Genomic DNA, 23397 nt, shown 5'->3' with positions numbered 1-23397 from the left:
ATCGCGACGTGGACGTAGTCGTAACCGATTCCGCGTCCCTTGACCTGCTCCGAGCGGCCGTGGGCCCGCCAGCCGCCACCTTCCGGGATGCGTCCGAGCTTCTTGACGTCCAGATGGACCAGTTCCCCGGGCCGTGCCCGTTCGTACCGCTTCGCCGTGGTCCGGGCGGCGCGAATCGGGGCGCCGGTCAGCGGATCGCAGTCCGCCAGCCGCGGGACCCCGTGCCGGTGCAGGATCCGGGACACGGTCCGGGCCGGGACGCCGGTGAACGCAGCGACAGGAGTCTTCCATGAACTGTCAGACGGGCATTAACGTGGGACACGAGGACCTCCGAGCGCAAAGTGTGTGAACTAGACAGCTCCACTTAGCCCGGAGGTCCTCCTCGTTTTCAAGCCCTACATGTCAACAACGTCCCGGCTCAGTACACCTAGGCCTCGGCGGGCAGGCAGGGCATTGGGCGGCTGGGCATCCGCGGGCTGGGGTAGCCCTGGGTCTGGGTAGCCTTGGGGCCTGGCCCAAGGCAGCTGTCCGGCCGCTATTTGCCGCTTCCGGCCCACTCCAGCAGCCGATCCAGCGGCCAAGTGGTGACGATCCGCTCGGCGGGTACCCCGTTCGAGGCCGCGCGCTCGGCACCGTACTGCAGGAAATCCAGCTGGCCCGGCGCATGGGCGTCGCTGTCGATGCTGAACAGACAGCCGGAATCGAGGGCCAGCCGGATCAGCTCGTCCGGCGGATCCTGCCGTTCGGGGCGGGAATTGATTTCGACGGCCACATTATTGCCGGCGCACGCCGCGAACACGCGCGCGGAGTCGAACTCGGACTGCGGGCGGGTTCCCCTCGACCCCTGCAGCAGCCGGCCGGTGCAGTGGCCGAGGACGTTCGTGTGCGGATCATTGATGGCGCCCAGCATCCGCTCGGTCATGGTGCGCCGGTCGGAGCGGAGCTTCGAGTGGACGCTCGCCACGACGATGTCCAGCCGGTCCAGCATCTCCGGGGACTGGTCCAGGGTGCCGTCCTCCAGGATGTCCACCTCGATCCCGGCCAGGAGGCGGAAGTCACCGCCGTCCGCGTTGATGTCCGCAACAATGTCCAGCTGTTCCCGAAGGCGTTCGGCGCTCAGGCCGTTGGCGATCTTGAGGTTGGGGGAGTGGTCCGTCAGGGCGAGGTAATCCCGGCCCAGTGTCCGGGCGGCGTCGGCCATGAGTCCGATCGGGGATCCGCCGTCGGACCAGTCGCTGTGGCTGTGCAGGTCCCCGCGGAGGGCCGAGCGCAGTTCGGCGCCGCCGGTCGCGAGGGGTTGCTGCCCGCGTTGGCGCAGATCCTCAAGATAGTCGGGCACGCCGCCGTCGACCGCCTGCCGGATGACCTCGAACGTTCTGTCGCCGATCCCCTTCATGCTCTTGAGCCGGCCGTTGCGTGCCCGCGCTGCGACCTCCTGCGGGTCCAGGGCGCCGATAATCCCGGCTGCCTTGCGGAACGCCTGGATCTTGAAGGTGGGGGCGAGCCCGCGTTCGAGCCAGAACGCAATCTCATTGAGGGCATCAACGGCATCCATCAGTCCATCTTGCACCCACTCTGCCCGGCCCCGCCCCTATCTTGGCCCGGCTTTGTATCGGCGGGAAGGACCGATTTTGGATAATCCGGGGGTCTGCCCTTATAGTTTTATAGTCCAGTTCGGAGGAACCCGAAAGGACAAAAACGACAGGCTTCGGCCCTTAATTTTTGTCCTGATATGTTCCGACGGATGGCGTCCTGGCCCCCATCGTCTAGCGGCCTAGGACACCGCCCTTTCACGGCGGCGGCACGGGTTCGAATCCCGTTGGGGGTACGCAAGGAACTGGTCAAACCGGGTGAAAAAGTCTGGTAGGCTAAAGGCCTTGAAAATCTGCGGTAGCGATATCGCAGGCAGCAAGAACAAGCAGTAAACAAGCAAGGCCCTGTAGCGCAGTTGGTTAGCGCGCCGCCCTGTCACGGCGGAGGTCGCGGGTTCAAGTCCCGTCAGGGTCGCTCTGATTGCCGGAAGAAATTCCGGCCTTCAAGGTGACATGTCACCTAGGCTCTGTAGCTCAGTTGGTAGAGCGTTCGACTGAAAATCGAAAGGTCACCGGATCGACGCCGGTCGGAGCCACCACTGGGAAGCATCAGTTCTTTGAGAACTGGTGCTTTTCTTCTTTAACACCTTCTGGTGCTCCGCTTTATCGACGGGGGAGGCGGGCGGCGGCCGACGGCGGCGACCGTTTGGGGGCCGTCCAGCCGGCCGGGCTAGACTCGCACGCTGGGGAAAGAACACCAAGGCCGCCGGCAGCCCGGTCCGGGCAGGCGGCGTAATCTCAACCGAAAAGTGATTCTGCAACGTGACTTCGAAGAATATTGCCCGTCCTCTCGCCGCAACCGCCCTCCTCGCAGCCCTGGCGCTTACCGGGTGTTCGGCCCCGCAGGCCGGCAGCGCGCCTTCGTCCGCCGCGGGCACGTCCGCCGGGGGCGAGTCCACCGCTTCCGCGTCCGCCACGCCGAGCCCCAGCGGGACCTCGGGACCGTTCGGCGGCTTCACCAGCGCCGCCGAGGCGTGCTCCAAGATCTCGGAGCAGGCAACCGGCGCCACGCTCCTTCCGCTGTCGGCCGCCCAAGGCAAGACGGCGGAACTGGAACAGTTCAAAACGGAGCTGGCCGCGACGGCCGAACGCGTCCCGGACAGCCTCAAGGCCGACTTCGCCAACCTCAAGGAGGTGGCCGTTGCCGGCGTCACCGACCAGACGGTCTTCTCCAGCGGAAAGCTCCAGGCCGCCATGGCGCCGGTCACGACCTGGATCGCCACCAACTGCAAGTAGGGGGTTCGGCCAGGCCAACGCCCGCGTCGGCCCCCGGCTGACATCCGGCAGCCGACAGGCGGCTGGCCTTGTCCCCGATGCAGGCCGCCCGTTCCCGCCCCCACCTGCATGGACTGTGGGAACGGGCGCCGCAAGATTCCCCCACGCGCCCCAAGGCAGGGACTAGGGTTGTGTCAAAGAGAAGGGGGAGTGCGTTATGGAATACCAGAATTCTCAACCCGTCGCCGGTCCCGCGGCCGGTCAACACGTTGCCGGGCTCGCAGCCGGTCAGCCCGGTCCCGATGCCCTGGTCAGTCCTACAGACGGTCTGTCCGCGCCGGCCGGCACCGGCCGCACGGTCATAGCGGAAACTGCCGTCGCCAAGGTAGCGGGCATCGCCGCCCGATCGGTGCCCGGCGTCTATTCGTTGGGATCAGGACCCTCACGCGCCCTCGGGGCCATCCGCGACGCCGTCGGCAACGCTGATCACGCAGCGGGCGTCCGCGTGGAAGTCGGCGAAACGCAGGTCGCCGTGGACATCGATCTTGTTGCGGTGTACGGCACCCCCCTGCAGACCCTCGCGGACCAGGTCCGCGCCGTCGTCTACGCCGCCGTCGGGGAACTGGTGGGTCTCGAAGTGATCGAGGTCAATATCGAGATCAACGACGTTTATGTGCCCGGCCCGGCCAAACCGGCCGCGTCCGCCGAGGCCCGGCCAGTCAGTGAGGCAATCCAATGAGTCTGACGGTAGTGGGAATCGCCATGGGCGCCTTCGTGGCCTTCATGTCCTTCCAGTTCGGTGTCTGGGGCTTCCTCGGCTCCCTGTTCTTCATGGCCATTGGCGCCCTCCTGGGCCGGGCCGCAGAGGGGAAGCTGGACCTGCGAAGCGTGTTTGACGCCCTCACGGGCCGGCGTTCCTCCTCATGAGCATCACGGCAGAAGCGCCGATCCCCGGCGCCGCGGTGGCCGGGCACAACCGCATCAGCACCCAGGCCCTGACGAGCGTGGCCCGGGCGGCCGCGGGGGAGGCCCTCGGTGTCCCGGCGCACGACGTCCGCGCCGACTGGTCGGACGATGACGGGCTGCTTGCCCTGTCGCTTGTCATGCCCGTCGCGGTCCCGAATCTCACCGCTGTGGTCCGGGACCCCGGCCGCGTCGCCGGATTCGGCGGTTCCATCTGGGAGCGTGCCGTCGCCGCCAAGGCCGAGATTCTGCGCCGCGTGACGGAACTGACCGGAGCGCAGCTGAGCCGGGTGGACATCCGCATCAGCGGGGCCGCCGTGCGCGGGGGAGGCCGGGTACATTGAGCCAGGACACCCAGAACGCCGGGATCGACTCCGCCGGGCATGACGCCGATGCGGTGCAGGGGAGCGCGCCGTTGGGTTCCGGCGCCGCGGGCATGGGCCGGATAGTGAAACGGGAGACGCACACATCGCGCGCTGTTGTGTCCGTGCTCGCGGCCGGCCTGGTCATGGTCGTGTTCGGCTATGCGCTGCTTGAGACCGGGGTCCGTGCGATCGGGCAGCCGCCGTGGCTCGTGGATCCGCAGACCGCGGCCGAGCGGGTAGTCGCGCTCCCGGCGGGAATCCCGCCGCTTCTGCTCGGTGTCACGGGCGCTGTGATCGCGATGGCCGGATTGTTCTTCTTCCTCAATGCCGTGCTGCCCGGCCGGCGGGCACGCCACCTGCTCCCGGACCGCCGGGCCGCCGTCGTGGTGGACGATGAGGTGATCGCCGCTGCCCTGGCGCGCCGGGCCCGGCTGGCCGCCAACGTGGCCAAGGAACAGGTGATGGTGGTCGTGTCGCGGAATCGGATCACGGTCAACGTCCGGCCGACCTCCGGTGTGCCGCTGCGCCCGGACGCCGTCCTGGAGGCTGTGCGCCGGGAAGTGGAGGAAATGGGCCCCTGGCCGATGCCGGAAGTGCGGATCCAGGTATCCACAGCCGGGGTGGTGGGGGCATGAACAACACCCCCCGGGCGCTGAACCGCGTACTGATTGGCATCCTTGGCATCCTGCTCCTCGCCGTCGGCGTCCTCCTGATACTGCTTGCAGGCGTCCCGGCCGTGGGCGTGTGGTGGCATGAGTGGGCCGGCGGCGTCCTGAGCTTCTGGCTCGATTTGTTCGAACGGACGCAATTCCCCCGCCGCCAGGGGAGCTGGCTGTGGCTTGCCATCTGCGTGGCGCTGCTGGTGGTGATTGGCCTGATGATCGCCTGGATTGCCCAACAGGGTACGGGCCGGACCAGCCTGCTCGTGGCAGAGGAGGACCCGGGTGAAGTGCCCGGCAACGTCGGAATCAGCGGCGGCGTGGCGGAGCAGACGCTCCGCGCGGCGCTGGCGGACCGGCCCGACCTGGCCGGCGTCACGGTCGCCGCCTACAAGATCAGCGGGGAGCCGGCCCTCAAGATCCGGGTGGAACCGCGCCAGGGCGTCGCCCCGCACCGGCTCGCCGCCGAAGTTTCCGCCCTGGTAGAGGCGCTCGACGCGGTGATCGGCAAACGCACCCCGGTGCTGATCCACATCGGATCCGGCGCGCGGTCGCGGTTCGGCCGTTCCGAGCGGGTCCGCTGAGGTGGCCGGCCGGCGGGCCACGGAATCTCCTTTGCATAAAGGTTTCATGTAAACGCTTGCATTCCGGACTGCCTGTTGATTACTGTGATGGTCGGCACACCATCAGTACGGCCGTTTTTCACCGGTACTCAGCGAGGAGCACTCCAGTATGAAAACCCGCAATTTCCTACTTCCCGTCGCCACGGCAGGCATTTTGGCTATCACCCTTTCGGCGTGTGGCGGCGGAGGTGGCGGCACTACCAGCGGCAGCGACGCCGCCTCGCAGGGCCTGGACGGGCGCGGCCCCATTACTTACGTTCAGGGCAAGGACAACAGCAACGTGGTCCGCCCGCTGATCGACAAGTGGAACGCCGCCCACCCGAACGAAAAGGTCACCTTCAAGGAGCAGACCGACCAGGCCGACCAGCAGCACGACGACCTCGTCCAGCACTTCCAGGCCAAGGACCCCGGCTACGACGTCGCGAGCGTCGACGTCGTCTGGACCGCCGAATTCGCCGCCAAGGGCTGGCTGCAGCCGCTCAAGGACAAGATGGCGCTGGACACCTCGGCCATGCTGAAGCCGACCGTTGATGCCGCTTCCTACAAGGGCACGCTGTATGCGGCACCGGAATCATCCGACGGCGGCATCCTGTACTACCGCAAGGACCTGGTCCCCACGCCCCCGAAGACCTGGGACGAGATGATGAGCATGTGCTCCATCGCCAAGACCAACAACATCGGCTGCTACTCCGGCCAGTTCAAGAAGTATGAGGGGCTGACCGTCAACGCCTCCGAGGCAATCAACTCCGCCGGCGGAGCCGTGCTGGACGAGAACGGCAAGCCCAACCTGCTCACCGCGGAGGCAAAGGCCGGCATGGCCAACCTGACCAAGGCCTACGCAGACGGCTCGATCCCGAAGGAAGCCATCACGTTCCAGGAAGAGGAAAGCCGCCAGGCATTCCAGGACGGCAAGCTGCTGTTCCTGCGCAACTGGCCCTACGTCTACAACCTGGCCACCACCGAAGGCTCCTCCAAGGTCAAGGACGTCCTGGGCATGACCGCACTCCCCGGCAAGACCGGTCCGGGCGCCTCGTCCCTCGGCGGCCACAGCGCCGCGATCAGCGTCTACTCCAAGAACAAGGCCACCGCGGTGGACTTCCTGAAGTTCCTCACCACCGAAGAGACCCAGAAGTTCTTCGCCACGCAGGGTTCGCTCGCACCGGTGCTCGGCAAGCTCTACGACGACAAGGAGCTCGTCGCCAAGCTGCCGTACCTGCCGGTCCTGAAGACCTCGATCGAGAACGCCGTGCCGCGCCCGGTCACCCCGTTCTACCCGGCCGTCACCAAGGCCATCCAGGAAAACGCGTACTCGGCCATCAAGGGCGAGAAGACTGTAGACGCGGCCCTGTCCGACATGCAGAAGTCCATCGAGTCCGCTAGCGCGGGACAGTAGGTCCATCATGGCAACTGAAGTAGGCCCGACGTCGGTCAAGGCACCGGCGTCGGGCGGGGCACCGATCCACCACGCACCCAAGGGTGTTGGGGAGGACAACCGCATCGCGACGCAGGGGCGCTGGGCAGCTTGGCTGCTGGCGCCGACCATCCTCGCATTGTCGGTAGTGATCGTGTATCCGATCATCACCGCCATTGTGATGTCATTCCAGAAGGATGCCGGTCTGGACCCCGCTACGGGTCTCTTCGTTGAGGGTGGCCCGGCCGGCTTCTCGAACTACTACAACTGGATTTTCCAGCAATGCCCGGCACCGTCCGGCGGAACCGTTGACTGCCCGCCGGGAACCCTGGGCGCGCAGTTCTGGTCCGCCACCGGCACCACGTTCTTCTTCACCATCGTCACGGTGGCACTGGAGACAGTGCTTGGCTTCTGGATGGCCGTCATCATGGCACGGGCCTTCAAGGGCCGCAGCCTGGTCCGTGCAGCCGTCCTGGTGCCGTGGGCCATCCCCACCGCCGTGACGGCCAAGCTGTGGCTGTTCATCTTCGCCTTCGAAGGCATCGGCAACAAGCTCTTCAACACCACCGTCCTATGGACCGGCAGCGAATGGCCGGCCAGGTGGGCCGTGATCATCGCGGACGTCTGGAAGACCACGCCGTTCATGGCGCTGTTGATTCTTGCCGGCCTGCAGATGATTCCCGCGGAAGTGTACGAGGCGGCCAAGGTCGACGGCGCCTCAGCCTGGCAGCGGTTCCGGATGATCACCCTGCCGCTGGTGAAACCGGCGCTCATGGTGGCCATCCTGTTCCGCACCCTGGACGCGCTGCGCATGTTCGACCTCCCGTACATCCTGACCGGCGGAGCGAACAACACCACCACGCTCTCCATCCTGGTGATCAACCAGATCAGGCAGGGCTTCAACGCGGCGGCGGCTTTGTCCACCATCACGTTCATCATCATCTTTCTGGTGGCTTTCATCTTCGTGCGCTTCCTCGGAGCGAACGTGGTGGAGCAGCAGACCGGCGCAGGTAAGGGGAAGAAATGACCGCCGCGACGAGCGCCGCAACCGAGCTGCGCGCAGAGCAGGACCGGGGGCGGAAGGCCGCGCAGAACCGCGAGAAGTGGGCCCAGAGCCGGACCTACATCAGTGCGGTCGTGATCCTCTTCTGGTGCCTGGCTCCGGCCTACTGGATGGTGGTGACGGCGTTCCGCGACGTCGGCTACACCTACGACACCTCGATCCTGCCGACTCACATCACGCTGGACAACTTCAAGACGGCGTTCGACACGTCCTTCGGCAACCACTTTGGCCAGGCACTGCTGAACAGCTTGTTCATCGGCACCGTCGTCACCCTGGTGTCGTTGGTGATCGGCGTGTTTGCCGCCTACGCACTGGCCCGCTTGAACTTCAAGTTCAAGTACCTTGTGCTGGGCTTCATCCTGGGCGCTTCCATGTTCCCCGGCGTCGCCCTCATCACCCCGCTGTTCCAGCTCTTCACGAACATCGGCTGGATGGGCACCTACCAGGCCCTGATCATCCCGAACATCTCGTTCGTGCTGCCGCTGACGGTCTACACCATGACGTCCTTCTTCCGGGAGATGCCGTGGGAGCTCGAGGAATCGGCCCGGGTGGACGGCTGCACGCAGGGACAGGCCTTCCGGAGGGTCATCATGCCGCTGGCCGCACCGGCCATCTTCACGACCGCCATCCTGGCCTTCATCTCCTCGTGGAATGAATTCCTGATCGCCAGCCAGCTTTCGTCCGACGCAACGCAGCCGGTCACCGTGGCCATTGCGAGCTTCGCCGGTGCGCAGCCGAACCAGATTCCGTACACCGCCATCATGGCTGCGGGCACTATTGTGACCATTCCCTTGGTCATCCTGGTGCTGGTGTTCCAGCGTAAGATTGTCGCGGGCCTCACGGCCGGCGCGGTTAAGTGACTGAGGCGTGATGACTGACGAGCAGAACCAGGGTCACGTGCCGGCGACGCGTCGAAAGGTGCGCTCCGGCGAGGACTTCGACATCATCATCGGGTTCCTCGGCTTTTGGGCCGTGGTGCTGCTGGTGGTCACTGTCTGGATGGAAGTGACCGCCCAGCCAGCCCTCTTCTGGGCCCTGGGTCTGCTCGCCATGTTGCTGGCCCTCTACGGGATGATCCGGCTGCGCCGGCGTTTGCCGCGCCGGACGGCCAGCCGGCACTCCTAACAGGGGGACAGCAGCCGGGCAGGAGCCGGGCAGGATTATTCAGCCGCCGGGGGGAGGCGGACGCAACACGTCTTCGGGCAGCCTCCAGGCTTCCACGGACCGTTAATTAGGGGGCACAGGTGGCACGGACGGAACGGGCGCAGCGCGGAGGCCACTCGGGCGTCAGCATTGAGGATGTCGCCGCCGCTGCGGGCGTGTCAACGGCCACTGTATCCCGTGCCGTCCGGGGACTGCCCCGTGTTTCCCCGGCAACCCGGGAGAAGATCCTCGGCATCGCCGAATCCTTGGGCTACGTCGCGTCGTCCTCGGCGTCCGGCCTGGCGACGGGCCGGACCAAAACCATCGGCGTCCTGGCCCCGTTCGTCAGCCGCTGGTTCTTCTCCAAGGCCATCGAGGGCGCCGACCGGGAACTGCACTCCCGGCAGTACAACCTTTCCCTCTTCAACCTCGGCGGCCACGGCAGCCACCGTGAGCGGCTCTTCAGCAAGACCATGGTCTACAAGCAGATCGACGCCCTGCTGGTCCTCTGCATGGCGCTCACCCACGAGGAAATCGAGCATCTCCAGAAAATCGACATCCCGCTGGTGGTGGTGGGAGGCCACGTCGAGGAGTGCCCCTACATCGGCATCGACGACTACGCCGCGGCCGCCACCGCAGTGCGCCACCTGATCGGGCTGGGTCACACGGACATCGCGCTCCTGCACGGCGACGACGAAACCGACCTCAACTTCGACGTCCCCAGGGTCCGGATCCAGGCTTTCCACGACATCATGGGCGAGTCGCGGCTGCCCGTCCGGGCCGAATGGGACCTCTGGGGGGACTTCACCGTCCGCAGCGGTCAGGAGGCATTCCGCCGCCTCTGGGCCACCGGCGGTGCCAAGCCCACAGCAATCTTCTGCGCCTCCGATGAGATGGCCATGGGCGTCATCTTCGAGGCCAACAAAGCCGGTGTGCGCGTCCCGGAGGACCTCTCGGTCATCGGCATCGACGACCACGACTTCGCCGAGGCCATGGGCCTGACCACAGTCGGGCAGCGCCCGGACCAGCAGGCCGAACTCGGCACCAAAATGCTGCTGGACGAGCTTGACGGCATTTCCGGCTCCGTGCAGTCCGCTGTGGCGCCGCACCGGCTGATTATCCGGACGACGACGGCGCCGCCGCTGCGCCAGTCCGCGCGGCTCAGCTAGCGGAGTTCGGGCCGCGCTAGGACGCGCGGGCCAGCTGGCGGATCGGCACCCAACGCGAGGCCAGCCGGCGGTAGGCCGCGGCGGCGCCGGTCATGTCCCCCTCCGCCAGGCACTCGATGCCGAGGCGTACGTCCAGCGGCGAATCATCCGGATAGACCTTGTCTGCCACCCCGCCGTAGTCGAGTTCCACCGCCGAGTCCGGGTGGAAGAGCTCAAGCCATTCCGTTAACTGGGTCAGGTCCTCAAGCATGTCGAGATCGGGCGCGGCGAGGGCCAGGTGCGCCACCGCATAGCTCACCCGCTCCAGCGCGTTGCTGATGCCGGCGCGGATGCGGACCGTCACAATGTGGCCGTCGGCTTCGACGACGTCGGTGGGATCCGATTCCTGGAAAAGGCAGAACCAGCTGAACGGAATGCCCCACGTGGACGCCCTGGTGTGGACCCGGCTCAGGCCATCGTGGGCGCGCACCTCATCAATGCGTTCCTGGTGTTTGTCCCGCTGTTCTTCCGGGATCAGCAGCTGGGCCAGGGGCCCGTGGATGCCCTCCATCAGGGCATTGGCGGCCAGCCCGGCGCGGAGGACCAGCTGGCTGGGGCAGTACAGCAACCGGTCAGGCTGCGGGGCGGCCGCAGTCCCGGACGTGGCGGCGTCGTGCGCTGCGCCGGACGGGGCCCGCCTGGCCGGAGCCGCGACAACGCGCACCAGATCGGTCCGGCCGGTGGGAAACGGATCCCCGTCGGGCCGGGTGATGCGGCCCAGGGACGCCAGGAGCTCGGCGTTCTCCACAGCCGCGCGGGACGCCTGGCCGGCGCCGGCGGCCTCCAAGGTCTTCCGTTGCTGTTCGGGGAACGCCTCGAGGGGCTCGTAGATCCGGAGCGCGGAAGAGAACGGCAGCCCGGACTGTCCGTGGTAGATGCTCCCCGTCATTGGATCACGACGCTTCCCTGGCCGGCAGCCATTAGTCCGCCAGTTCCGCAATCACCGGGGCGTGGTCCGAGGCGCCCTTGCCCTTGCGCTCCTCGCGGTCGATCATCGCACCGGTGACCCGTGCCGCCAGGGCCGGGGAGCCGAGGATGAAGTCGATCCGCATGCCCTCCTTTTTCGGGAAGCGGAGCTGCGTGTAATCCCAGTAGGTGTAGACGCCGGGCCCCGGGGTGTGCGGGCGGACGACATCCTGGAAGCCGGCCTCCTCGAAGGCATGGAAGGCGGCCCGCTCAGGCTCACTGACGTGGGTGAGGCCCCCGGAGCGGAAGTAGTCGATGTCCCAGACGTCATCATCCAGGGGGGCGATATTGAAATCGCCCATCAGCGCAATCTGCGCCTCGGGGTCCTCCTTGACCCAGGTGCCGGCGTGGTTTTTCAGGATGTCCAGCCAGTTGAGCTTGTAGGGCATGTGCTCATCGTCGAGGGCGCGGCCGTTCGGGACATAGAGGCTCCAGACCCGGACGCCGCCGCACGTGGCGCCGATGGCGCGGGCCTCCTGCACGGCGTCCTTGCCGCTCTTGCCGAACACGGGCTGGTCCAGGAAGGTGCGTTCGACGTCGTCGAGTCCCACCCGGGAGGCGATCGCGACGCCGTTCCACTGGCTCAGGCCGAAGTGCGCCACCTCGTAGCCCATGTTCTCGAAGAGCTCCCAGGGGAAGTTCTCGTCCTTGCATTTGGTTTCCTGGATGGCTAGGACGTCGCAGTCCGTGCGCTGAAGCCAGGACTCCACACGGTCGGCGCGGGCACGGAGCGAGTTCACATTCCAGGTAGCAATCTTCACAGTCCCTAACTTACCGAACTTGGCCCCCGGACGAAGCCGCCGGCCGGCTCCGTCCTCTGGAAATTAGTAGGAAGTCCGAGTATATTCGGCTGCAGAGATGATCTAGGTCACATGCAAAGGAGCATTCGGTCATGGTTCGAGAACTATCCCATTACATTGACGGGCAGCGGGTTGAGGGAACCTCCGGCCGGTTCAGCGACGTCTATGATCCCTGCACCGGCGAGGTCCAGGCCCGGCTGCCGCTGGCCAGCACCGAGGAAGTGCGCAACGTGATCGCCAGCGCCGAAAAGGGGCAGGTGGAATGGGCCGCGATGAATCCGCAGCGCCGCGGCCGGATCCTGCTCAAGTTCGTGGACCTGGTCAACGAGCACATGGACGAACTCGCCACCCTGCTGTCCTCCGAGCACGGCAAGACCTTCCCGGACGCCAAGGGCGACATCCAGCGCGGCATCGAAGTGGTCGAGTTCGCCGCCGGCGCCCCGCACCTGCTCAAGGGCGAGTTCTCGGACAACGCCGGAACCGGCGTCGACGTGCACTCGATGCGCCAGCCCCTCGGCGTCGTAGCCGGCATCACGCCGTTCAACTTCCCGGCCATGATCCCGCTGTGGAAGTCCGGGCCGGCGCTCGCCGCCGGCAACGCCTTTATCCTCAAGCCCTCCGAACGGGATCCCTCCGTGCCGCTGCGGCTGGCCGAGCTCTTCACCGAAGCGGGCCTCCCCGACGGCGTCTTCAACGTCGTCAACGGGGACAAGGAAGCGGTGGACGCGCTGCTGGAGGATCCCCGGGTCCAGGCCATCGGGTTCGTCGGCTCCACGCCCATTGCCCAGTACATCTACGCCACCGCCGCGGCGAACGGCAAGCGCGCGCAGTGCTTCGGCGGCGCCAAGAACCACATGGTGATCATGCCCGACGCGGACCTGGACATGGCCGCGGACGCCCTGATCGGGGCAGGCTTCGGCTCCGCGGGCGAGCGCTGCATGGCGATTTCGGTGGCCGTTCCGGTGGGCCAGAAGACCGCGGACGTCCTCGTGGAGAAGCTGCAGGAGCGGATCGCCGGCCTCAAGGTCGGCCACAGCCTCGCCAAGGAATCCGATTTCGGCCCGGTGGTGGCGGCCTCCGCGAAGGACCGGATCGAAGGCTACATCGCCTCCGGCGTCGAAGAAGGCGCGAGCCTGGTGACCGATGGCCGCGGCCTGAAGGTGGAAGGCTACGACGGCGGCTTCTGGATCGGACCCACGCTGTTCGACAACGTCACGAAGGACATGAAGATCTACAAGGAGGAAATCTTCGGCCCGGTCCTCAGCGTGCTCCGCGCCGAAGACTACGACGAGGCCCTCCGGCTCTGCAGCGAACACGAGTTCGGCAACGGCGTGGCCATCTTCACCCGCGACGGCGACGCCGCCCGGGACTTCGCCAGCCGGGTCCAGGTGGGCATGGTGGGCATCAACGTCCCCATCCCCGTGCCGATTGCTTACTACACCTTTGGCGGCTGGAAGGCGTCCGGATTCGGCGACCTCAACCAGCACGGGGCCGACGCCTTCCGCTTCTACACGAAGACCAAGACGGTCACCAGCCGCTGGCCGTCCGGTATCCGCCAGGGCGCCAGCTTCATCATGCCGGAAGGCAGCTGATGGGGGCGGACGTTGCGCGGGTAGCGGACAGTGGAGCAGCGGCAGGCGAACCCTTGGCCGGGGAAGCAGGGGAAGTGACGTTTGAACGGCGCGGCCACCTCGGCGTCGTGACCCTCAACCGGCCCGCGGCCGTCAACGCCCTGACGGCCGGCATGGCCGCCGCGATGCTCGAACAGCTCACGCTCTGGGCCGACGACGACGCCGTGGCTGCGGTGCTGGTCCGCGGCGCCGGGGACCGGGGCCTCTGCGCCGGCGGTGACATCGTGGCCATCTACCGGGACATGCTCGACGGCGGGGACGCCACCGCAGACTTCTGGGCCGTCGAGTACCGGCTGAACCTGCTCATCTCCGAATACCCCAAGCCGTACGTCGCGTTCATGGACGGGCTGGTGTTGGGCGGCGGCGTGGGGATCTCGGCCCACGGCTCCGTACGGATCGTCACCGAACGCACCCGCACGGGCATGCCCGAAACGACGATCGGGTTTGTTCCCGACGTCGGCGGCACCCTGCTGCTCTCCGGCTCGCCGGGGGAGACCGGCACCCATGCGGCCCTGACCGGAGCCCACCTGAGCGGCGCGGACGCACTGTTCCTGGGCCTCGCCGACTGCTTCGTGCCCTCCGGCCGTTTGCCGGGCCTGGCGGCAGCGCTCGAAACCGAGGCGGCCGAGGCCGCTGCGGCCCGATTCGCCGAACCGGCACCGGCTTCAGTCCTGGCCGCACAGCAGGAATGGATCGACGCCTGCTACTCCAGCGACGACGCCGAGGAAATCCTGCGCCGGCTGCGGGCCTTCGGTGGAGAGGCGGGCGGGGAGGCCGCCGCAGCCGCTGACACCATCGAGGCCAAGTCGCCGACGGCGGTCAAGGTGGCGCTGGAATCCCTGCGCCGGGTCCGCGGCCTGAGCCTGGAGCAGGCGCTGGAGCAGGAGTACCGCGTCGGCCTGCGCTTCCTTGACGGCCCGGACTTCCGCGAAGGCATCCGCGCCCAGGTGGTGGACAAGGACCGCAATCCCCGCTGGAAGCCCGCCACCCTTGCCGAGGTCACCGGGACGGACGTCGCGGCCTACTTCGCCCCGCTGGGCGGGCGCGAACTGAAACTCTCTCCGAAAGAGAACAACGCGGAGAACAACAAGGAGAAGAACCATGTCTGACGCAGGAGCCCCGGATACCGGCACCATCGCCTTCCTCGGCCTGGGCCACATGGGCGGCCCCATGGCCGTCAACCTGGTCAAGGCCGGCTACCGGGTGACCGGCTTCGACGTCGTGCCGGCGGCCCTGGACGCCGCCCGGGAGCACGGCATTCCCACTGCCGGGACGGCTGTCGAGGCGGCGGCGGGCGCCGCCGTCGTGCTGACCATGCTGCCCAGCGGCAAGCACCTCCTTGACGCCTACCGCGGCACGGGCGGTACGCCCGGCCTGCTCGAAGCCGCCGCCCCGGGCACCATGTTCCTGGATTGCTCCACCATCAACGTGGACGAGGCCCGCGAGGCCGCAGAACTCGCGGTCGCGGCCGGCCACCGCGCCGTCGACGCCCCCGTGTCCGGAGGCGTGGTGGGCGCCGAGGCCGGCACGCTCACATTCATGGTCGGTGCCCTCCCGGAGGACTTCGTGGCCGTCAATCCGCTGCTGGAAGTCATGGGCAAGCGGGTGGTCCACTGCGGCGCGCACGGTGCCGGCCAGGCGGCCAAGATCTGCAACAACATGATCCTGGGCGTCTCGATGATCGCCGTCAGTGAGGCCTTTGTGCTGGGCGAGAAGCTCGGCCTGACCCACCAGGCGCTGTTCGACGTCGCTTCCGCCGCCTCGGGACAGTGCTGGGCGCTGACCACCAATTGCCCCGTGCCCGGTCCGGTCCCGACGAGCCCCGCCAACCGGGACTACCAGCCTGGCTTCGCCGGGGCGCTCATGGCCAAGGACCTCAACCTGGCCCTCAACGCGTTGCAGAGCACCGGCGTCGCGGCCCGGCTCGGGCCGCTCGCGGCCGAAATTTACGATACGTTTGCCGCGGAAGGCGGTGCCGGCCGGGACTTCTCGGGCATCATCACCGACATCCGGGAAAAGTCGGAAGCAGGCAAATCCGAGGCAGGCACGGCCGGGCACTAGTCCCGGACCGAGGCCAACGCGCAACATCAGAACCAGAACCAGACCAGCACCACCGAAGGGGACCACCCATGACGGAACAGTACGCAAACATCCTGGTGGAGCGCCGCGGCCGCGTGGGCCTCGTGACGCTCAACCGGCCCGAGGCCCTCAATGCCCTGAACAAGGCCACGATGGACGAGCTGGTGAAGGCAGTCGCCGGGATGGACGCGGACCCGGGGGTCGGTGCCGTGGTGGTGACCGGTTCGGCGAAGGCCTTTGCTGCCGGCGCGGACATCAAGGAAATGCAGTCCAAGGGCTACATGGACATGTACGCGGCGGACTGGTTCCGCGGCTGGGAGGACTTCACCCGGCTCCGCATCCCCGTCGTGGCAGCCGTGTCCGGCTTCGCGCTCGGCGGCGGCTGCGAGCTGGCGATGATGTGCGACTTCATCATCGCCGGGGACAACGCCAAGTTCGGCCAGCCGGAAATCAACCTTGGCGTGCTCCCCGGCATGGGCGGCTCGCAGCGCCTGACCCGCGCAGTGGGCAAGTCCAAGGCGATGGACATGATCCTGACCGGCCGCTTCATGGACGCCGAGGAGGCCGAACGCGCGGGCCTGGTGTCCCGGGTGGTCCCCGCCGCGGACGTCGTCGAGGAGGCGCTGAAGGCGGCCGAGGTGATTGCGTCCAAATCCAAGCCGGTGGCGATGGTGGCCAAGGAAGCGGTGAACGCCGCGTTTGAGACCGGGCTTGCCCAGGGCGTGCTGTTTGAACGGCGCGTGTTCCACTCGCTGTTCGCCACCGAGGACCAGAAGGAAGGCATGGCCGCCTTCACCGAGAAGCGGCAGCCGGAGTTCAACCACCGCTAGGCGGCACCGGCCGGCCGTGGGAGCGGCGGGGCGGCCTCAGGTGAAGATGTCGGCCACGTACCTGCCGTGGGTGCGCTCCACCTCATCCATCCAGGCCTCGGCCTCCGCCTTGGAGGCGCCGGTCGCTTCCTGGTAAATGAGGGCGCACGTGTCCCGGACCTGCGGCGCCATGTGCTTGCCGTCGCCGCAGACATAGACCGTGGCGCCCTGCCGGACCAGCTCGACGACGTCGGCCCGGTCTGCCCAGAGCCTGTCCTGGACGTATTTCAGGCCGTCCTCCGGTGCGGTGGAAAAGACCGGCCGCAGATCGAGGTTGGCTTGGTCCGCCCATGACGCGAGTTCCGAGCGGTAGAGGAAGTCGGTGTCCGGGGCGCGGCAGCCGAAGAACAGCAGGGCAGGTGCCGGCGTCGTCTCCTCGGCCTCGGCCCGCAGCGCCCGGTCCTGGACGAACCCGCGGAAGGGGGCCAGTCCCGTCCCCGCGCAGACCATGATGAGCGGGACCGCCAGGGACGGCGGCGGGTGGAAGGCCGCGTTCGAGGGGCGGACAGTAACCGCGACCCTTGACCCGGGCCTGGCCTGGGCGAGGTAGGTGGACGAGGCCCCTTCGAAGACCCCGCGGCCGGACCACGCCGGAGCCTGGATGACGGCGAAGGTCAGGGTCACGTGGTCGGGGCTCCAGAGCGGGGACGAGGAGATGGAGTACCGCCGGGGGGTCAGCTGGGTCAGCAGTTGCAGGAACGAGGTGAACGACAGCTGGCATGACGGATACGTCTCCAGCAGGTCAAGGATGGAAACGCGTTTGTCGAGGATCTCGGCCGCGTACCGCCCGCGGTCCTGGGCCAGGGCCTCAAGTTCGGCGCGGTGGGCAGGATCGGCCGCGACATCCGCCAGGTCCTCGAGCTGGGTGCGGGTGGCGGGGACTGCGAGCTCCACGTAGCTGCTCAGCAGTTCGCCCACGGCCACCGGCGCGCCCGTGGGCAGGAAGGTGTCCCCGCGCTCCATGGTCAGCTGGACGTGCGAGTCGTAGTCGAGGTTGAAACGGGCCAGGGCCCGCTGCACGAGTTCGCTGGGATTCAGGGGCAGCACGGCCAGATAATCCCCGGTCCGGTAGCTCATCCCCTCGGGCAGGGCGATCTCGACATGCCGCTTGGACCGGGCGCCGGGCTTGGCCAGATCGACCAGTTCCCGGTTCGCGACGACGGTGCCCAGCGCCAGCCCGTTCTGGCGCAGCATCGGGTCCCGGACGTTGCCGACGAACTGCAGTTCCAGCTCGGGTTGAGCTGTCGGCTGGCTGGTCCGCTGCCCCAGGGCGGCGTCCACCGCGGGCCAGAATCCCGCGTACCACTCTTCGAAATCGCCGAAGAAGTCGCCGCGGGCGTTGGCTTCGCCCCGGGCATAGATCCGCGTGGCACCGGCTGCCTCGAGCCGGGCGTCGATGGCCTTGGGCACCTCCTGGTACGTCCTCGCCCAGTCCTTGTTGCCGTTGCCGAAGACCGTGTACCGGACCCCGGCGAGGGCGCCCGGCCGCAGGCCCTCGGTCCAGGCCACGAATTTTCGGGCGTTGTCCGGCGGCTGCCCCTCGTAGGAGGACGTCACGATCGCGACGAGCCCCTCCGTGGGCAACCCGCCGGCCGCCTCGTCGAGCGGACCGATGGTGGGGCTGTAGCCGCGCCGTCCGGCGTCGTTGGCGAGGCGCTGGGCGAAGTCCTTGGACGTGCCTGCATTGGAACCGTAGAGCACCCGGATCGGGACGCCGTTGGGCGCGGCGGCCGCCGCTGCGGCTTCGGCCTGCCGTGCCTGTTCGACGTCGGCCCGGGGGCTGGCCGCGATGGTGACGTCCCGCCTGCGCACGTGGATGAACAGCCCTTCAGGCTTCATGGTCAGCGTGTGTTTGATCTGCAGCTCATAGCCCGGGTCCGCCGCCGTGACCTCGAAGCGTTGCAGGAGCTTGGCCAGGAAGAGCATGGCCTCCTGCAGGGCAAATCCCCGGCCGATGCAGGAGCGCTGCCCGTTGCCGAAGGGCTTCCAGGCATTAGCGGGGATTTCGGCGGCCCGTTCCGGGGAGAACCGCTCCGGGTCAAAGAGGCCGGCGTCATCGCCCCAGGCCGCCTTGTCCCGATGCAGTTGCGGGATCAGGACCATGATGGGCTGGCCCGCGGGGACTTCGTAGCGGCCGCCGAGCATCGTGTCCTCGTAAGGAGTCACGTTGAACGCCGGAGCGGTGGGCCACAGCCGTAGCGTTTCCTTAAGGATCTGGTCCAGGTATCCCAGCCGGGGCAGGTGCTCGAACCTGGCGCTTTCGGTACCAAGGACCTCGTCCACTTGTGCACGCGCCTTGGCCAGGACGCCCGGATGGCGCAGCAGTTCGTAGAGTGTAAAGGACAGCAAGCCGCTGGTAGTCTCGTGCCCGGCGATCAGGAACGTGACCATCTGATAGCGGATGTTTTCATCGGATAGACGCTCACCGGTCACCGGGTCCGCCGCGCTGAGCATGGTGTCCAGGATGTCTTCGCTGCCGGGCGGGCTGGGGTTGCGCCGCCGGTCACTGATGATCTGTTCGGCGACCTCGAACATCAGGGCATGGTCTTCTTCGAGCTGGTGCCGCCTGCGCAGCATGATCTTGTTCTGCACCGGGAGCCTGCGCGCCCGGTCCCCGGATTCAACCAGGGCGCGGACCATGGCGCCGACGAACGGGTGCATCTCCTCCCGGTAGAGGCTGTTGAACCGGTAGCTGAACGAGCACAGGGCGATGGTGTCCAGCGTCAGGCGGGTGGTGCTGTCCGGAATGTCGATCCGCGCCGTGGGGCCCAGCCTCTCCCACTTGAGCAGCAGCTGCTCAACGATGTCGTCCATGCCGGCGAACATCCGCTTCAGCGCTGCAGGCCCGAACGCCGGCATCAGGATCCGGTGTGCCTTTTGCCAGTTGGGTTCCTGTGTATCTGCGGTGAACAGGCCGTCGCCGGCGAACTGCCTCACCTGCCGAAGGGCAACGCCCAGCACTTTGCCGAACCGGGACTCGTCGCACACCTCGTTGACGAGCTGCTGGGAAGAGATGGCGACGATACTGCGGTTGAAGAACTGGATGCGGACTATGGGGCCGTACCGCTCGGCCAGCTCGACGATTCCCAGGATTCCCTTGCTGGAGTCGATGTCCGGCAAATTGCCGACCACCGGCCTCGTGGGAGGCTGCGGTATGGGGACGCTGGGCGAAGTCATGGCCACTCCTAGGCGATCGTCGATGGACGCGCTGTGAGCACTGCTTACTGCCTGGCCGGACGGAACCGTCCTGCCGGAACCACGATACTCCGGTCCGATCCCGCACAAAATAGCTCCTGCCCGGCTTCGCGGGCCATCGTCCCTGACGGCCGAACGCCAAGAAGCGAAGGGTCGGAGACTGTTTTCTTCGTGCTGTCTGCCGGGACGCCTTTCTTGTCAGCGGGCGGGGTCAGCGGGCGGGGCGTTCCTTAGCCGGCGGCCGTCGCTGAGGTTCGCAGCCCGTGGACGAACTCAAGCTTGTCGATAACTGCGGCGGAAAGGACGAAGGGGTAAAGATCATCTTTCCCCATGCTGCGGTTGACCTGGTTCAGGGCAAGGGAGAGCGGCAGCCATTCGGTTTCCACAACTTCCTGGAAAGAGGTCCCCCGGGGAGTGCTTGGGATGAGTCCGAATTCCCGGGCGGTGTCGAGGGTGTCGCAGATGTGGAGGTAATGGGCGAACGACTCCGCAAAGTCCTCGTAGGGGTGCATGGTTGCGTACTTTGAGATGAACCGTTCATTCCAGTCCGCCGGGGCGCCTTCGCTGTAGTGGCGGTCTATCTCTGCCTGGTAATCCTTGGTGTCGTCGCCAAAGAGATTACGCGCCTCGCGCGTTCGTCCGTCATCGCTGAATACCAGCACCGTCTCAAAATAGTGCCCAACTTCATGCCGGAAATGCCCGAGCATCGTCCGGTACGGTTCATCGAGTTGGGTACGCATTCGTTCCCGATAGGCATCGTCGCTTTCGGCCAGATTGATGGTGATCACACCGTCAGCATGACCAATCACCACATTTTCCTTGACACTGGACAACAGGTCGAAAGCAAGTCCCCCATCAGGGTCTTCTGCGCGCGTGATGATCGGCAGGCCCAGCCCATCGAGCTCAGCAATGAGATGACGCTTGGCCCGCTCAGCCGCAATGAACTGCGATAGGCCTTTGGCGTCGCTGTCGTTCGGTCGAGTCCGCGTGAGCTCACAGCTGAAGCATTGACTGCCGCCCTCCGGGGCAAGCCAAGTGCAACCGGAAAGCAAAAAATTAGCGCACCGGTGCCAAGTGGCTCCCGACTCATCGGTGTACTGTCCCTGACTGCCGGTTGCGACTATGGCGCGGGCGTTCCGCAGGTATGCCAAGTTAGTTCCGCAGTGCAGGCAGACCGAATTTTCAAAGTACACGCTCGAACCGCAGACACCGCAGGATTGTTTTTTCACTTCATGATCTTAGCCGCGGCCACCGGGCTTCACCCGGTGCCCGGCGCCCGGGTCTCAGCCGCTGAAATCACCGGCGTTCCGGCGGAATGTGCCCAGGATCCGGATCAGCTGGTCCACGTCCTGGTCCGCGAAGCCGGACTGGCCAAAGACCTCGGAGTTCAGCACCGCCGTCGCCCGTTTGGCCAGGGTGCGGCCTTCCGGGGTGAGTTCGATCAGGGTGGTGCGGCCGTCTGTGGGGTGCGGCGAGCGGATCACCAGCCCGGCCTCCTGGAGCCGGTCCACGGCATTGGTGACTGAGGTGGGGTGGACCTGCAGCAGCGCGCTCGCCTTGTTCATGGGCAGCGCCCCGCTGCGGGCGAAGCTGAGCAACGCGAGCAGCTCGTACCGGGCAAAGGTGAGCCCGAACGGCTTGAGCACCGTCTCGATCCGGCCGAGCAGGATCTGCTGGGTCCGCATGATGGCGGTGATGGCGGCCATCGGGGCGGCGACGTCGGACCAGCCGTGGCGCTCCCAGTTCAGCCGGGCGTCGGCAATCGGATCTCGCGGCAGCGGTGTTCCCATGTTCAGCCCTGACCCTTGAGCCCGGGGAAATCGGAGTCGGAGTACTCGACGCCGAGGCCTTCCGGGACGGGCCCGCCGCCGTGGCGCACTTCCTCGCTGTGCCGCAGCTCCACGCGCCGGATCTTGCCGGAGATCGTCTTGGGGAGCTCGGCAAACTCCAGCCGGCGGATCCTTTTGAACGGTGCCAGGTGCTCCCGGCAGTACCGCAGGATGTCCTCGGCCAGCTCCGGGCCCGGCTGGTGTCCGGCCGCAAGAACCACAAAGGCCTTCGGCACCGACAGCTTGAGCGGGTCGGGAGAGGGGACGACGGCAGCCTCCGCCACTGCCGGGTGCTCAATCAGCACGCTCTCCAGTTCGAACGGGGACAGCCGGTAGTCGGAGGACTTGAAGACGTCGTCGCCGCGGCCCACATACGTGATGATGCCGCGCTCGTCCCGGCTCGCCATGTCCCCCGTGTGGTAGTAGCCGTCACGGAAAGCCTCCGCCGTCTTGTCCGGGTCGCCGTAGTACGCCTTCATGAGCCCCACGGGGCGGGGGTCGAGGCGCAGGCAGAGCTCGCCGTCGTCGGCCTCCTCACCCGTGGCGGGGTCCACAAGCACGACGTCGTAGCCGGGGAGCGGCTTGCCCATGGCGCCGATCTTGATCGGCTGGCCCGGCGTGTTCGCGATCTGCACGGTGGATTCGGTCTGGCCGAAGCCATCCCGGATGGTTTGGCCCCAGGCGCGGTGGACCTGGTCGATCACTTCGGCGTTGAGCGGTTCGCCGGCGGACACCACCTTGGTGGGCGGGTTCTTGAGCAGTGTGAGATCGGCCTGGATCAGCATCCGCCAGACCGTGGGCGGGGCGCAGAAGCTGGTCACGGATTCGCGGTCCATCTGCTCCATGAGGGCCCTGGCGTCGAAGCGTTCGTAGTTGTAGATGAACACACACGCCTCGGCGATCCAGGGGGTGAATACATTGGACCAGGCGTGCTTGGCCCAGCCCGGCGAGGCCACGTTGAGGTGCACGTCGCCCGGTTCCATGCCGATCCAGAACATCGTGGACAGGTGTCCCACCGGGTAGGACGTGTGCGTGTGTTCGACGAGTTTGGCCTTGGACGTGGTGCCCGAGGTGAAGTACAGCAGGAGCGTCTCGTCGGCCAGGGTGGGGGCGTCGGGGGTGAAATCCGTACCGGCCGCGGCAGCATCCGCGCCGTAGTACTGCAGGGCATTGGCCTGGGCGGCGGCGGGGTCCCGGGCGCTGGCGCCGACTTCAACCAGCCTGTACTGGCCGGCGACGTCGGCGAACTTCGCGATGTTGGCACTGCCGACGGCGGCCCAGGCCGCACCGCCGCGTTCCACCCGGTCCTGGAGATCGGCCGGTCCCATCAGCGTGGTGGTGGGAATCATGACGATCCCCAGCTTGATGCCGGCCAGCATGAGTTCCCAGAGCTCCACCTGGTTGCCGAGCATGATGATCATCCGGTCCCCGCGCCGCACACCTGCCCCGCGCAGCCAGTTGGCCACCTGGGACGAGCGCCGGGAGAGGTCAGCGAAGCTGCGCCGGGTCGCGGACCCGTCCTGTTCAACGATCACCAGCGCAGGCTTATCCGCCTTGGCCGGGTCCGCGGCGAGCTGGTCGAACCAGTCCAGGGCGAAGTTGAACTCCTCGAAGCGGGGCCACTGGAATTCGTTGCGGGCGCCGTCGTAGTCCCCGCGCAGGGCCAGCAGCCGGTCCCTTGCGGCCCGGAATTCCTCAGTCACGGTCATGGTGCACCTTTCGAAGTCCTCGGGCGCTGCCGTTCCGGGCGGGCGGTGGCACGGCGCCGTTGCCTGGGATCCACCGG

22 protein-coding genes, 3 tRNA genes and 1 pseudogene are annotated in these 23397 nt (G+C 67.0%); 18 read left to right on the top strand and 8 right to left on the bottom strand.

Annotated features, from left to right (window positions below; all coding sequences use genetic code 11):
* Together AC1DN2_RS20870 and AC1DN2_RS20865 are read right to left on the bottom strand one after the other, a co-directional pair.
* Nucleotides 1–278, bottom strand: a pseudogene (locus AC1DN2_RS20870) (IS481 family transposase); the annotation flags it as partial.
* Between the two features lie 257 nt (nt 279–535).
* The gene (locus AC1DN2_RS20865) at nt 536–1555 is read right to left on the bottom strand and encodes a PHP domain-containing protein (protein WP_476851811.1); all 1020 of its coding nucleotides are present in this window, start codon (nt 1553–1555) and stop codon (nt 536–538) included.
* Nucleotides 1556–1755: 200 nt separating this feature from the next.
* Here AC1DN2_RS20865 and AC1DN2_RS20860 point away from each other — a divergent pair.
* The 14 genes from AC1DN2_RS20860 (at nt 1756) to AC1DN2_RS20795 (ending at nt 10203) form a co-directional block, all read left to right on the top strand.
* Nucleotides 1756–1828: transfer RNA gene (locus AC1DN2_RS20860), tRNA-Glu, on the top strand.
* Between the two features lie 105 nt (nt 1829–1933).
* Nucleotides 1934–2007 (top strand) — tRNA-Asp (locus AC1DN2_RS20855).
* A 48-nt stretch (nt 2008–2055) separates the two neighbouring features.
* A tRNA-Phe gene (locus AC1DN2_RS20850) sits at nt 2056–2131 on the top strand.
* A 223-nt stretch (nt 2132–2354) separates the two neighbouring features.
* Nucleotides 2355–2828, top strand: a complete 474-nt coding sequence (locus tag AC1DN2_RS20845) for a hypothetical protein (RefSeq protein WP_223914592.1) — start codon at nt 2355–2357, stop codon at nt 2826–2828.
* A gap of 196 nt (nt 2829–3024) precedes the next feature.
* Nucleotides 3025–3546 carry an Asp23/Gls24 family envelope stress response protein gene (locus tag AC1DN2_RS20840; RefSeq protein ID WP_476851810.1) on the top strand — a complete coding sequence of 174 codons (522 nt, stop codon included), beginning with the start codon at nt 3025–3027 and terminating at the stop codon, nt 3544–3546.
* Entirely contained in the window at nt 3543–3734 is a 192-nt protein-coding gene (locus AC1DN2_RS20835; protein ID WP_223914590.1) for a hypothetical protein, read from the top strand. Before AC1DN2_RS20840 ends, AC1DN2_RS20835 begins: the two co-directional genes overlap by 4 nt.
* A complete protein-coding gene (locus AC1DN2_RS20830; protein ID WP_476851809.1) occupies nt 3731–4114 on the top strand; it encodes a hypothetical protein in 384 nt (127 codons plus the stop codon). Before AC1DN2_RS20835 ends, AC1DN2_RS20830 begins: the two co-directional genes overlap by 4 nt.
* Nucleotides 4111–4770 carry a hypothetical protein gene (locus AC1DN2_RS20825; protein ID WP_476851808.1) on the top strand — a complete coding sequence of 220 codons (660 nt, stop codon included), beginning with the start codon at nt 4111–4113 and terminating at the stop codon, nt 4768–4770. Before AC1DN2_RS20830 ends, AC1DN2_RS20825 begins: the two co-directional genes overlap by 4 nt.
* Nucleotides 4767–5378 (top strand): hypothetical protein, encoded by a 612-nt coding sequence (locus AC1DN2_RS20820; RefSeq protein ID WP_476851807.1) that lies wholly within the window; start codon nt 4767–4769, stop codon nt 5376–5378. Before AC1DN2_RS20825 ends, AC1DN2_RS20820 begins: the two co-directional genes overlap by 4 nt.
* Before the next feature lie 148 nt (nt 5379–5526).
* Nucleotides 5527–6810, top strand: coding sequence for an ABC transporter substrate-binding protein (locus tag AC1DN2_RS20815; RefSeq protein WP_028277787.1), 1284 nt, complete (start codon nt 5527–5529; stop codon nt 6808–6810).
* A 7-nt stretch (nt 6811–6817) separates the two neighbouring features.
* Nucleotides 6818–7855 (top strand): carbohydrate ABC transporter permease, encoded by a 1038-nt coding sequence (locus tag AC1DN2_RS20810; RefSeq protein WP_026266860.1) that lies wholly within the window; start codon nt 6818–6820, stop codon nt 7853–7855.
* A complete protein-coding gene (locus AC1DN2_RS20805) occupies nt 7852–8751 on the top strand; it encodes a carbohydrate ABC transporter permease (protein WP_476851806.1) in 900 nt (299 codons plus the stop codon). Before AC1DN2_RS20810 ends, AC1DN2_RS20805 begins: the two co-directional genes overlap by 4 nt.
* A gap of 10 nt (nt 8752–8761) precedes the next feature.
* Nucleotides 8762–9016 (top strand): hypothetical protein, encoded by a 255-nt coding sequence (locus AC1DN2_RS20800; RefSeq protein ID WP_079552393.1) that lies wholly within the window; start codon nt 8762–8764, stop codon nt 9014–9016.
* A gap of 119 nt (nt 9017–9135) precedes the next feature.
* Nucleotides 9136–10203 carry a LacI family DNA-binding transcriptional regulator gene (locus AC1DN2_RS20795; RefSeq protein WP_476851805.1) on the top strand — a complete coding sequence of 356 codons (1068 nt, stop codon included), beginning with the start codon at nt 9136–9138 and terminating at the stop codon, nt 10201–10203.
* A gap of 16 nt (nt 10204–10219) precedes the next feature.
* Here the strand turns inward: AC1DN2_RS20795 and AC1DN2_RS20790 are convergent, their stop codons facing one another.
* Together AC1DN2_RS20790 and AC1DN2_RS20785 are read right to left on the bottom strand one after the other, a co-directional pair.
* On the bottom strand, nt 10220–11131 hold the full coding sequence (locus AC1DN2_RS20790) for a DUF8083 family protein (protein WP_476851804.1): 912 nt from the start codon (nt 11129–11131) through the stop codon (nt 10220–10222).
* A 31-nt stretch (nt 11132–11162) separates the two neighbouring features.
* The gene (locus tag AC1DN2_RS20785) at nt 11163–11969 is read right to left on the bottom strand and encodes an exodeoxyribonuclease III (protein WP_476851803.1); all 807 of its coding nucleotides are present in this window, start codon (nt 11967–11969) and stop codon (nt 11163–11165) included.
* Between the two features lie 131 nt (nt 11970–12100).
* Between AC1DN2_RS20785 and AC1DN2_RS20780 the strand changes: the two genes are divergently transcribed.
* From AC1DN2_RS20780 to AC1DN2_RS20765, 4 genes are all read left to right on the top strand, one after another.
* Nucleotides 12101–13600, top strand: coding sequence for a CoA-acylating methylmalonate-semialdehyde dehydrogenase (locus tag AC1DN2_RS20780; protein WP_476851802.1), 1500 nt, complete (start codon nt 12101–12103; stop codon nt 13598–13600).
* Nucleotides 13600–14748, top strand: a complete 1149-nt coding sequence (locus tag AC1DN2_RS20775; protein WP_476851801.1) for an enoyl-CoA hydratase/isomerase family protein — start codon at nt 13600–13602, stop codon at nt 14746–14748. The genes AC1DN2_RS20780 and AC1DN2_RS20775 overlap by 1 nt, the downstream gene beginning before the upstream one ends.
* Nucleotides 14741–15700, top strand: a complete 960-nt coding sequence (gene mmsB / locus AC1DN2_RS20770; protein WP_476851800.1) for a 3-hydroxyisobutyrate dehydrogenase — start codon at nt 14741–14743, stop codon at nt 15698–15700. Before AC1DN2_RS20775 ends, mmsB begins: the two co-directional genes overlap by 8 nt.
* A gap of 68 nt (nt 15701–15768) precedes the next feature.
* Nucleotides 15769–16548 (top strand): enoyl-CoA hydratase, encoded by a 780-nt coding sequence (locus AC1DN2_RS20765; protein ID WP_223914579.1) that lies wholly within the window; start codon nt 15769–15771, stop codon nt 16546–16548.
* A 36-nt stretch (nt 16549–16584) separates the two neighbouring features.
* Here the strand turns inward: AC1DN2_RS20765 and AC1DN2_RS20760 are convergent, their stop codons facing one another.
* From AC1DN2_RS20760 to AC1DN2_RS20745, 4 genes are all read right to left on the bottom strand, one after another.
* Nucleotides 16585–19764 (bottom strand): bifunctional cytochrome P450/NADPH--P450 reductase, encoded by a 3180-nt coding sequence (locus tag AC1DN2_RS20760; RefSeq protein WP_476851799.1) that lies wholly within the window; start codon nt 19762–19764, stop codon nt 16585–16587.
* A 248-nt stretch (nt 19765–20012) separates the two neighbouring features.
* Nucleotides 20013–21011 (bottom strand): zinc-binding metallopeptidase family protein, encoded by a 999-nt coding sequence (locus AC1DN2_RS20755; RefSeq protein WP_476851798.1) that lies wholly within the window; start codon nt 21009–21011, stop codon nt 20013–20015.
* A gap of 54 nt (nt 21012–21065) precedes the next feature.
* Nucleotides 21066–21572, bottom strand: a complete 507-nt coding sequence (locus AC1DN2_RS20750; protein ID WP_223914576.1) for a MarR family winged helix-turn-helix transcriptional regulator — start codon at nt 21570–21572, stop codon at nt 21066–21068.
* Between the two features lie 2 nt (nt 21573–21574).
* Nucleotides 21575–23320, bottom strand: coding sequence for an AMP-binding protein (locus tag AC1DN2_RS20745; protein WP_476851797.1), 1746 nt, complete (start codon nt 23318–23320; stop codon nt 21575–21577).
* Between the last annotated feature and the right edge of the window lie 77 nt (nt 23321–23397).

The organism is Arthrobacter sp. 01L42 (assembly GCF_056400005.1).
Note: the sequence above shows the minus strand (reverse complement) of the source record. Positions and strands in the feature narration are given on the sequence as shown.

Bases quoted from the DNA above. Each gene is read 5' to 3' on its own strand.
- AC1DN2_RS20820 (WP_476851807.1), top strand. From the start codon at position 4,767: ATGAACAACACCCCCCGGGCGCTGAACCGCGTACTGATTGGCATCCTT.
- AC1DN2_RS20815 (WP_028277787.1), top strand. From the start codon at position 5,527: ATGAAAACCCGCAATTTCCTACTTCCCGTCGCCACGGCAGGCATTTTG.
- AC1DN2_RS20760 (WP_476851799.1), bottom strand. From the start codon at position 19,764: ATGACTTCGCCCAGCGTCCCCATACCGCAGCCTCCCACGAGGCCGGTG.
- AC1DN2_RS20840 (WP_476851810.1), top strand. From the start codon at position 3,025: ATGGAATACCAGAATTCTCAACCCGTCGCCGGTCCCGCGGCCGGTCAA.
- AC1DN2_RS20780 (WP_476851802.1), top strand. From the start codon at position 12,101: ATGGTTCGAGAACTATCCCATTACATTGACGGGCAGCGGGTTGAGGGA.
- AC1DN2_RS20805 (WP_476851806.1), top strand. From the start codon at position 7,852: ATGACCGCCGCGACGAGCGCCGCAACCGAGCTGCGCGCAGAGCAGGAC.
- AC1DN2_RS20865 (WP_476851811.1), bottom strand. From the start codon at position 1,555: ATGGATGCCGTTGATGCCCTCAATGAGATTGCGTTCTGGCTCGAACGC.
- AC1DN2_RS20800 (WP_079552393.1), top strand. From the start codon at position 8,762: ATGACTGACGAGCAGAACCAGGGTCACGTGCCGGCGACGCGTCGAAAG.
- AC1DN2_RS20775 (WP_476851801.1), top strand. From the start codon at position 13,600: ATGGGGGCGGACGTTGCGCGGGTAGCGGACAGTGGAGCAGCGGCAGGC.
- AC1DN2_RS20835 (WP_223914590.1), top strand. From the start codon at position 3,543: ATGAGTCTGACGGTAGTGGGAATCGCCATGGGCGCCTTCGTGGCCTTC.
- AC1DN2_RS20750 (WP_223914576.1), bottom strand. From the start codon at position 21,572: ATGGGAACACCGCTGCCGCGAGATCCGATTGCCGACGCCCGGCTGAAC.
- AC1DN2_RS20790 (WP_476851804.1), bottom strand. From the start codon at position 11,131: ATGACGGGGAGCATCTACCACGGACAGTCCGGGCTGCCGTTCTCTTCC.
- AC1DN2_RS20765 (WP_223914579.1), top strand. From the start codon at position 15,769: ATGACGGAACAGTACGCAAACATCCTGGTGGAGCGCCGCGGCCGCGTG.
- AC1DN2_RS20830 (WP_476851809.1), top strand. From the start codon at position 3,731: ATGAGCATCACGGCAGAAGCGCCGATCCCCGGCGCCGCGGTGGCCGGG.
- AC1DN2_RS20745 (WP_476851797.1), bottom strand. From the start codon at position 23,320: ATGACCGTGACTGAGGAATTCCGGGCCGCAAGGGACCGGCTGCTGGCC.
- mmsB (WP_476851800.1), top strand. From the start codon at position 14,741: ATGTCTGACGCAGGAGCCCCGGATACCGGCACCATCGCCTTCCTCGGC.
- AC1DN2_RS20810 (WP_026266860.1), top strand. From the start codon at position 6,818: ATGGCAACTGAAGTAGGCCCGACGTCGGTCAAGGCACCGGCGTCGGGC.